Source organism: Sneathiella sp. (assembly GCF_041689005.1).
Lineage (GTDB): Bacteria > Pseudomonadota > Alphaproteobacteria > Sneathiellales > Sneathiellaceae > Sneathiella.
The window spans coordinates 1-8,680 of sequence record NZ_JBDNHC010000151.1; the positions used below are offsets into that span (position 1 = coordinate 1).

An 8,680-nucleotide genomic window follows, 5' to 3' on the forward strand; every position below is an offset into this window, starting at 1 on the left:
CAAGATGATCGGCGACGCGACACTGGCGGATGCCATTCTGGACCGGCTGCTGCACAACAGTCACAAGCTGAAACTCAAAGGCGAGTCGATGAGGAAGACGCTATCAGAAATTACGGATTCCGATCACTCGGAATGTTAGGACGCGTGAGGCTGCTCAGGTGATCGGATAAAACCAGTACGGCTGATCGGACTGGCCAGAATACGCAATTATGGGAGGCCCGGAAATTACTTTGAGCGCCAAGGCCGGTTCTGGCTGCGGCAATACCCCGTGCATCGCAGGACCGGGATATTCAAATGATGTTTTTAGAGGGCAAGACTCGGCAACTTCCGGATGATCACATTCTGCAACGCCGTCGCAATTGACCCGCGGCGTTGCAGAATTCGAGGTGTCCATTTTAGTCGAACATTGGTTCGACACCGGGCGGGACGCTGAAGCCCAGATCACCGCGGGCAATGACAGCCTCTTTGCCGCCACAGGCTTCCAGCATGGCTTGTTGATCCACCTTGGCTTCGCGATCGACGGCGTGAGGGTCGCAAACCTTGAATAATTCCCGAGTTAGATCCTCTTGCACGTCCGCCACTTCCGGGCAACCTGCAAGGTTCGTCAATTCCTCCGGATCTGATGATAAATCAAACAGTTGTGACTCGTAATCAACGTAGTAGACGAGTTTGTAATTGCCTTTTCTGATCATGAAGGCGGCGGATTTTGAGCACATTGCGTGATACTCCGAAAATACAGCCCGGTCAGAATGCTCACCTGCCAGTATTTCCATCACATTGGTCCCTGGATGTTCGGCTGTGACACTCTCGGAGTCCAGTTCACCAACCGCATCCATAATGAATGGATAAAGGTCGGTGAGGTTGACGGGAGTCTCGATTTCAACACCGGATGGAATATCCGGGCCGCTAAGGATTAAGGGAACCCCGGCGGCTTCCTCGTACATGGTCGATTTCCCCCAGAGACCGCGCGCACCGTTATTATCGCCATGATCGCTGGTATAGACGACACGGGTGTTGTCGGTGAGGCCGCTTTCGCCGAGTGCATGCAAAATTTTGCCAACGTTTTCATCGACGAAACTACATAGCCCGAGATAGCCCGCCAGAGCGCGTTTGACCATATCGGGCGTTTCGAAATAGTCATTATACGGCATCGTTTCGCGGTATTTTCGGATATAGGGATGTTGTTCTTCGCGGGCCTGTTCGTATAATTTTGGCAAAGGGATACTCTGGTTATAGTAGTGATAGAAATGCTCCGGCGGTGCCGTCAGCGGGAAATGTGGGCATACTAGTGAAACAAACAGGATCCACGGCTTATCACTATGCTTCGGCGCTTCCTCGTTAAGCCATATCTGTGCGCGTGCCGTAATGTCTCGATCATATGTCGTATACATGGACTCCCCAGGGCCCGCCATTTTCGCCATTTTATAGGCGCCTTTTCGGACCGGCATATCCTCGCCGCGGACCAGGCCCATTAAATCTCCCTGGCCGTCAATGACATGCATCGCGATCTGTTCATCTGAAAAGCCGTTATCATCATCACTGGAACGGAAATGGAGTTTCCCTATGGAGACGACTTCGTGCCCTCTGTCCCGTAACACGCTATGCCAGCTGGGCACGGAGCCATCAAATGCCAGCGCGTTATCCCAGTTTTTGATCTGATGCACATACTTGCCGGTTGCAAATGATCCACGCGCCGGCACGCAAATAGGGGAGGGGGTATATGCGCTGTTAAAACGCGTGCCGCCTGCCGCCAGCTTGTCAAGATGAGGGGTTTGCACAAGGGGATGTTTTTTGGAACCCAGGTATTTTGGGTTGTGCTCGTCAGACATGATGACAAGAAGGTTTTGTGGTTTCATTATTTCCTCACTTGGTTTTCAAAGAGATTAAATGCTGGAAAGTCCGCCCAGATGGCTATCTATTTGGAGATCGAAATCATTCGGCGGGATAAAGAGTTCCTGATAATAAATATATTCTCCGGAAACAGTTTTGGCGGACACCTTGAGTTGCAGGACCGATGTTCCTTCATCAACACCGACATAGCGGGCAATTTTCTCGCTGGGGGTTACAAAGGTGGCACGTTGATCGAGATGGGTAATCGGGTCACCGGATTGTTCGTACATCAACGTCTTGAAGTTGTAGCTTTCAAAATCGTTAAGCGGCAGGGTTTCGAATATCGGTTGACGATCGACATCCACATAAAAATAGGAAAAGACTGAAAATTTATCATCGATCCGGAAACAGCGGTCTATGCGGAAGATGCGCTGGTCATTGCCGAGTACCTCATCCCAGGGGCCGGTTCCGTCAATCGCAGTTCTGTTGACGATGGATGTGTAGACGGGGGCAATATCGCCGCTTTCATTCTTAAACCGGCAGTGCAGCGGCTCCGACAGGAGGTTCCGCCAAGACTTGACTATTGTCCCGATTCCGGGTGTGCGCTTGACGAAGCCACTTTGCACTAACCATTTCACAGCCTTCTGTACTGTACCAAGACTATAGGGAGTCATTGCCGTCAGGATAGATTCGCTCGGGAGCTTGTCGCCTTCCCGGACAATGCCTTTGTCGAGTGCGCGAACCAGTGCGCGTGAAAGCTGCACATGTTTGGGTGCGTTGGGATGGCCCGTGGTCGCCAAGGCTTCCGGCAGGAATTTTCCAAGGTCTACGATTACAGTGGCCGCCCGGATATGATCAGGACGGATATCGAACGATGTGCCCATTTTCGTCGCGCCTTTTCTGAATTTCCACGGGGTCGCATAACACTCTCGCTTTTCGATCGCAAAAATCTTGACAGTCACCGAAATATTATGATTACTATATAGTAAATATTCTATATAGTAAATAGGAACGAAGAAGTCAGGCAAGGCCGAAATCGATGTATTGGGAGGATAAACTGTATGTCGGAAAATATGAAAGATATTGCCCTCGGAGTCGTGTTGGTGGCAATCGGGCTTTTTGCGCTTTTTTATATTCAGTACGGTCCGGGTGAAGCAATACAGAGCAGTCGCGACGCGAATATTACCTTTCGCAGCTTTCCAGTCGCGATTTCATCTCTGCTTGTTGTGATCTCCAGCCTGTACGTCGTTTCAAGTCTCATGTCGCTGTCTAGGTCCCGTAAAGAAGGAGCGGGCCTCAATGTCGACGAACATGCCGAAAAGATAGCGCCGCCGCCATTCCTGTTCCTGCGTATTCTGGCTGTTGTGGCGATGCTGATCGGGTTCGCCTTGTTGATCGGAAAAATCCCCTTCTTTTTGCTGACTGGCGGGTTCCTATTTATTGCGTTCTTCATTTTTGGCGAAACACGCGTGGGGCCCAACGCCATTGTCGCTGTAATTGGGGGCGGGCTCTTTCATGGCCTGTTTGTATCTATTTTAAACTTGCCGCTTTACTGAGGGTTTAAAAGAATGATTGAGGGGCTTATTGGCGGCTTTGGGGATGTAATTCAGCCGTGGAATTTTTTACTCTTGTTCCTTGGGACCGGACTTGGCCTGATGGTCGGGGCGCTACCTGGCCTGAGTTCGCCCATGGCGATCGTAATCCTGCTGCCGCTCACCTATACAATGGAGCCTCTACCGGCGCTTCTGACGATGATCGGCGTCTATGTTGGCACCAAGCTCGGGGGATCATTTTCTGCCATCTTGCTGCGAACGCCCGGAACGCCGGCTGGGGCCTGTACGGCTCTCGACGGGCATCCGATGGCAGAGCGCGGGGAAGCGGGGCTCGCCTTGGGCTATGCAACACTGGGGTCCACCTTCGGCGGTATATTTGGCTGGATAATTGCAATCACGTTCATTCCATTACTGGCCTCAATTGCGCTTAAATCTGGTAACGCGGATATCGCGCTGATAGGCATTCTTGGCCTGTTGATGGTGTCATCCTTTGTGCGCGGGTCGATGCTGAAAGGCCTGATCGGGGTTTTGCTTGGACTATTGATTTCGACTGTCGGTCTGGACCCGGTCGATGCCACCTCCCGATTCACGTTCAATATTGTTGATTTGATGTCTGGCATCCCGTTCGCGGCGGCCCTGACCGGCTTTTTCGGTATTGCCGTTGTTCTCAGCGACTTAAAACTGATTGGTCAGCAGAGTGCGCAGATCACGAGCAAGGTGAATCTTGCGCTGCCAAAAATGAAGGACGTGTTGAAGCGCTGGCGCCCGGCGGTCATCGGAAGTCTTTTTGGCACCGGTATCGGTGCCGTCCCGGGCGTAGGGGCGGAAGGCGCGACCTGGATTTCTTATGCCGCGGTCAAACGGCAATCAAAAAATCCGGAGGATTTTGGAAAAGGGGAGCCGGACGGTATTATTGCCCCGGAATCCACCAACAACGCGACCACCGGCGGGACCATGGTCCCCATGCTCACGCTTGGCATTCCCGGGGATGGCTCGACGGCGATCATGTTGGGGGCATTGGTGCTGCATGGTGTCGAGCCGGGTGTGATGTTGTTTCAGACAAATTCCGATTTGGTCTATGGCATTCTGGCGGGCCTGCTGGTTGCGACAATATTCATGTTCCTGATTGCCTGGCGTGCGATCCGGATGTTTATCTTTGTGTTGCAGCAAGACAGATCTTGGTTGTTCCCTTTTGTTTTATTGTTGGCAACAATTGGTGCCTTTGCCACGGTGAACAGTGTCTATGCCGTGTATATCGCGATATTTTTCGGGGTTGTTGGCTACTTACTGGAATCGCGAGGCTTCCCCGTGGTGACGATTGTTCTCGGGATTATCCTTGGGCCCATTATTGAAGCCAACCTTCGCCTTGCACTCGTTATCTCCCATAACGACTGGACCACCTTTATCGATACATGGCCGCGTCAATTGATCGTTGCGTTGATGGTTCTCTTCCTGTCTTGGGAAATCTATTCCGGAACCAAGGATGCCAGGAAAGGGCGACGCAGCAAGATCGGTATTTCGGATTAACTTGTTAAAACAAAAGCAAACTTCAAAGAAGGAAATGAAGATGAATATAACAAACAAGATTATGGCGGGAGCTCTCGTTCTGGCGGCGGCGTTCGCTGTGCAAACGCCGATTGCGCAGGCGTCTATTGACTGTGATACGATCCGCATGATTGTACCGTGGAAAGCGGGGGGCGGGACGGACCGGCTCGGCCGGGGCCTTGGGGTCGCGCTTGAAAAAGTCAGCGGCAAATCCGTGATAATCGATAATATAAGTGGGGCCAGCAGTGTTACCGGGTCTGTTAAAGCGATAAATGCCAAACCGGATGGCTGCACGATCCTGATGAACGGCTCAACCGAGATGGTTGCCTTCATGACTTTCAAGCAAAACCTTCCTATTAACCTCGACAAAATGAAATATGTAGGTGCTTTTTATAATACGCCGACCTGGCTGGTATCGCATAAGGATCGAGGCTACACGTCATTTAAAGATTTCGTGAAAAAGGCAAAAGAGAACCCGGGCAAGCTGACAATCGGTGTTGGCGGCGCGACGGGTGCGCATATGATTATGGCGTCGGGTATCAAGGGTTACGGCAATCTTGACGTTACATTCGTTCCCTACTCAGGGGGAGCGAACTTGAAAAAAGCCATGCTCGCCAATCAGGTGGATGCTGGCGTAATTCATTCCCCGGTCCTGTTGAAGGAAGTCAAGGCCGGCATGATCAATGTTCTGACGGTGGGTGGACCGCTTACTAACATCGAGTATCCTGAAATCCGGGATGTCCCGACGCTTGAAAGCCTGGGGTTGCCGGTTAAGGTCGCTGCAATTCGAGGTATTTTTGTTCCTGTAGATACCTCGGATGAGGTCGTTGCTGAACTGGCCGGCTGGCTGCAGAGTGCCATCAAGGATCCTGAATTTATCGAGTTCGGTAAGAAGTTCGGGTACCCGCCTGTGTGGATCCCCGGCGATAAATTCCGTGAACGAATGTACCAGGATGCAGAAGCCTATAAGAAAATCTATGAAGCTTATATCAAGGGCGACAGCTAACAAATTCGCTCGGAATGAACGGCTCTAGACTGTGAGCCGTAAGCGTAAATTAGGACTAAGGGGCGTTACGAAGCCCCTCAGTCCCCATGATTTTTCAAAATATCTGACGGGAACTATCGCAAGGGGCCATAAGAAGTGGCCCGCTTTACAGGAGTGGATATGACAACCGATAATGCCGCCGTCAAAGGACCTTTAACCGGGTGTTGCGTTGTTGAACTGGGAAGTACTGTGGCTGGCCCCTTCTGCGGTCGATTATACGCGGATCTTGGCGCCTCTGTTATTTGCATTGAAAAACCGTCTGGTGACGCCCTCCGTGGGATGGGGCGCCAGTTCAATGGAAAGTCGCTGTGGTGGACCAGTATGCATCGCAACAAGGAGACGGTTGCGATCAACATGAAATCCGGGGAAGGTCGTCACATCGTTCGGGACCTTGTTAGAAAAGCAGATATCCTGATTGAAAATTTCAAGCCGGGAACATTGGAAAAATGGGGGCTTGGGTATGATGAAATTTCCAGGGACAATCCCGGCCTCGTCCTTGTTCGCATTAGCGGGTTCGGGCAAACTGGACCCTATAGTAAGCGCGCAGGATTCGGGATTATCGGGGAATCCCTGAGTGGTATTCGCAGTATTACCGGGGAGCCGGATCGCCCGCCGGCCCGCGTCGCCACCCCTGTTACGGATTACGTCGCGGGTTTATACGGGGCCTTTGGTGGACTTGCCGCCATGCAGGAACGACACAGAACGGGTCGCGGTCAAGTCGTGGATGTCGCGCTTTACGAATCCTCCTTTTCCTTGATGGAGAACTTTGTGCCGACCTTCGAAAAACTTGGAATCGTGCCGACACGGGTCGGCTCCAGACTGCACGGGCATGTCCCGAACAGCCTGTTCCCCGTAAAAAATGATGAGTGGATCCATATCGCTGCCGGGAACGATACGACGTTTGACCGGCTTGCAGTCGCAATGGGGAAGCCGGAACTTCTCGATATGTCCAAATTCAACAATGGCCCCGCTCGACTGGCGAATGAAGAGGAGATCGTTGGTTTAATTGGTGACTGGACCAGAAACTGGTCGCTGAATGACCTGTATGAGTTTCTGGTTGAGCAAGATATTCCGGCCGCTCCCATTTATACAATCGCCGACGTTTTTGAAGATCCGCAATTTGCCGCGCGCGAGATGATCCTCAACGTTCCGGATGACGAAATGGGGCAGGTAAAGCTGTCGGGAATCGTCCCGAAATTCTCGAATTCTCCGGGCGAGGTCAGGTGGACGGGCGGGGTGATCGGCAAGGATACCCGCGCCGTTCTATCAAGAGAGCTGGGTTATTCCGAGATTGAATTGTCCACACTGGAGAAATCCGGTGCGATAAGCTCCCATTCCAATAATGGTGCGGGTTAACGGGTGAGATGGCATGAATAAAATGACGCCCGGCAATCTTGTTCTTAATTTCACCGAAGAGCATGAATGCTATCGCGCCTATGTGCGGAACTTCGCCACAAGAGAGATTGCCCCTAATTCCAGAAAATGGGATGAGGAGAATAAAATACCCTGGGATGCGGTCAGGAAAATGGGGGAGGCGGGGCTTCTCGGCGTCATCGCGCCCAAAGATATGGGCGGTCAGGCTCGGGATAATGTCAGTCTTGGCATCACGATTGAGGAATTGGCGCGCGCCGACATAAGCTGCGCGATTATTTGCTGGCTGCAGGCTTCCATCGGGACTCTCATGCCGGGATGGGGCGCGGATACCGTGCGTGCCGTTAATGCCGGTGAGAAGATGGTCGCCCTCGCGATGTCCGAGCAGGATTCAGGCTCGGATGTTGGAAATACCTCAACTGTCGCGATAAGAGATGGCGACGATTATATCATCAGTGGCACCAAAATCCATGTCAGCCTCGTCCCGGGCGCGCAGGTTATGGCGGTCACGGCAAAAACGGAAACCGAGGATAGCAAGATGAGTATCAGCATGTTCCGTGTTGATGCTGATCTGCCGGGCGTTACTGTTAGCTCGATGGAGCAGATGGGCGCCCGTGCTCATCAACTGGGTCGTGTGATATTTGACAATGTCCGGGTGCCGTCATCGGCACTGATGGGCGCGGACGGCGGCGGCCGCCAGGCCCTTAACGTTCGGTTTAACGTCTCCCGTTGTCTCTCGCCCCTTGCCGCGATTGGGGCCGCGCAGACAGCCCTCGAAGAGACGATTGAATTCACAAAGAACAGAATAGTTTATGGTCGCCCGATTGCTACCAATCAGGCCGTGAGTTTTCCTCTTGTCGAGCATTGGACGCGGATTGAGGCAGCAAGATTAATGGCGTATCGCGCGTTGACCCTGACAACGCTTGGGCAGACCTCCATGCAGGAGGCGGCGATGGCGAAATGGTTCGGCATATCGTCCGCGAAGGAGGCAATAACGGATTGCTTGCAATTGCATGGGGCTGACGGATATCTCGTCGAATATCCGCAGGAACAGCGTCTGCGTGATGTAACCGCATTGTCGTTCACAGGCGGAACGATCAATATCATGAAAGTTCTGCTGGTACGCGAATTATTCGGGCGGGACTTTTCGGGTCTGGATCCGTCCGCCTAAAAGAGAGAATTTTTTGTCTCAAAACCTAGGGGCTGTTGATAATTCACATCGGTAGCCATAGAAACGCGCAAGCCAGAGACACGATGCTCTCATAATTTCGAGCAAGCTTGTCATATCGGGTGGCAACGGCACGATAGTGCTTGAGTCTGGCAAACGCATTCTCGA

General features: G+C 52.3%; 8 protein-coding genes and 1 pseudogene. 6 read left to right on the forward strand and 3 right to left on the reverse strand.

Going from position 1 to position 8,680, the window contains the following annotated elements:
* Nucleotides 1-139 (forward strand): ATP-binding protein (locus ACESNI_RS16850; RefSeq protein ID WP_373089138.1); only part of this gene is annotated, 139 nt, incomplete at its 5' end.
* Nucleotides 140-395: 256 nt separating this feature from the next.
* Here ACESNI_RS16850 and ACESNI_RS16855 read toward each other — a convergent pair.
* Nucleotides 396-1,856: a sulfatase-like hydrolase/transferase gene (locus tag ACESNI_RS16855; RefSeq protein WP_373089124.1), complete on the reverse strand. Its 1,461-nt coding sequence runs from the start codon at nucleotides 1,854-1,856 to the stop codon at nucleotides 396-398.
* 27 nt (nucleotides 1,857-1,883) lie between these two features.
* Nucleotides 1,884-2,792, reverse strand: coding sequence for a GntR family transcriptional regulator (locus ACESNI_RS16860; protein ID WP_373089126.1), 909 nt, complete (start codon nucleotides 2,790-2,792; stop codon nucleotides 1,884-1,886).
* A 99-nt stretch (nucleotides 2,793-2,891) separates the two neighbouring features.
* Between ACESNI_RS16860 and ACESNI_RS16865 the strand changes: the two genes are divergently transcribed.
* The 5 genes from ACESNI_RS16865 (at nucleotide 2,892) to ACESNI_RS16885 (ending at nucleotide 8,515) form a co-directional block, all read left to right on the forward strand.
* Nucleotides 2,892-3,386, forward strand: a complete 495-nt coding sequence (locus tag ACESNI_RS16865) for a tripartite tricarboxylate transporter TctB family protein (RefSeq protein ID WP_373089128.1) — start codon at nucleotides 2,892-2,894, stop codon at nucleotides 3,384-3,386.
* A gap of 12 nt (nucleotides 3,387-3,398) precedes the next feature.
* Nucleotides 3,399-4,910, forward strand: a complete 1,512-nt coding sequence (locus tag ACESNI_RS16870; RefSeq protein WP_373089130.1) for a tripartite tricarboxylate transporter permease — start codon at nucleotides 3,399-3,401, stop codon at nucleotides 4,908-4,910.
* Nucleotides 4,911-4,950: 40 nt separating this feature from the next.
* A complete protein-coding gene (locus ACESNI_RS16875) occupies nucleotides 4,951-5,934 on the forward strand; it encodes a tripartite tricarboxylate transporter substrate binding protein (protein ID WP_373089132.1) in 984 nt (327 codons plus the stop codon).
* A 159-nt stretch (nucleotides 5,935-6,093) separates the two neighbouring features.
* Complete coding sequence (locus ACESNI_RS16880; protein WP_373089134.1) at nucleotides 6,094-7,329, forward strand: CaiB/BaiF CoA transferase family protein; 1,236 nt, start codon at nucleotides 6,094-6,096, stop codon at nucleotides 7,327-7,329.
* A gap of 13 nt (nucleotides 7,330-7,342) precedes the next feature.
* Entirely contained in the window at nucleotides 7,343-8,515 is a 1,173-nt protein-coding gene (locus ACESNI_RS16885) for an acyl-CoA dehydrogenase family protein (protein WP_373089136.1), read from the forward strand.
* Nucleotides 8,516-8,558: 43 nt separating this feature from the next.
* Here ACESNI_RS16885 and ACESNI_RS16890 read toward each other — a convergent pair.
* Nucleotides 8,559-8,680: pseudogene (locus ACESNI_RS16890) on the reverse strand (IS5/IS1182 family transposase); the annotation flags it as partial.

Bases quoted from the DNA above. Each gene is read 5' to 3' on its own strand.
- ACESNI_RS16855 (WP_373089124.1), bottom strand. From the start codon at position 1,856: ATGAAACCACAAAACCTTCTTGTCATCATGTCTGACGAGCACAACCCA.
- ACESNI_RS16865 (WP_373089128.1), top strand. From the start codon at position 2,892: ATGTCGGAAAATATGAAAGATATTGCCCTCGGAGTCGTGTTGGTGGCA.
- ACESNI_RS16870 (WP_373089130.1), top strand. From the start codon at position 3,399: ATGATTGAGGGGCTTATTGGCGGCTTTGGGGATGTAATTCAGCCGTGG.
- ACESNI_RS16875 (WP_373089132.1), top strand. From the start codon at position 4,951: ATGAATATAACAAACAAGATTATGGCGGGAGCTCTCGTTCTGGCGGCG.
- ACESNI_RS16880 (WP_373089134.1), top strand. From the start codon at position 6,094: ATGACAACCGATAATGCCGCCGTCAAAGGACCTTTAACCGGGTGTTGC.
- ACESNI_RS16885 (WP_373089136.1), top strand. From the start codon at position 7,343: ATGAATAAAATGACGCCCGGCAATCTTGTTCTTAATTTCACCGAAGAG.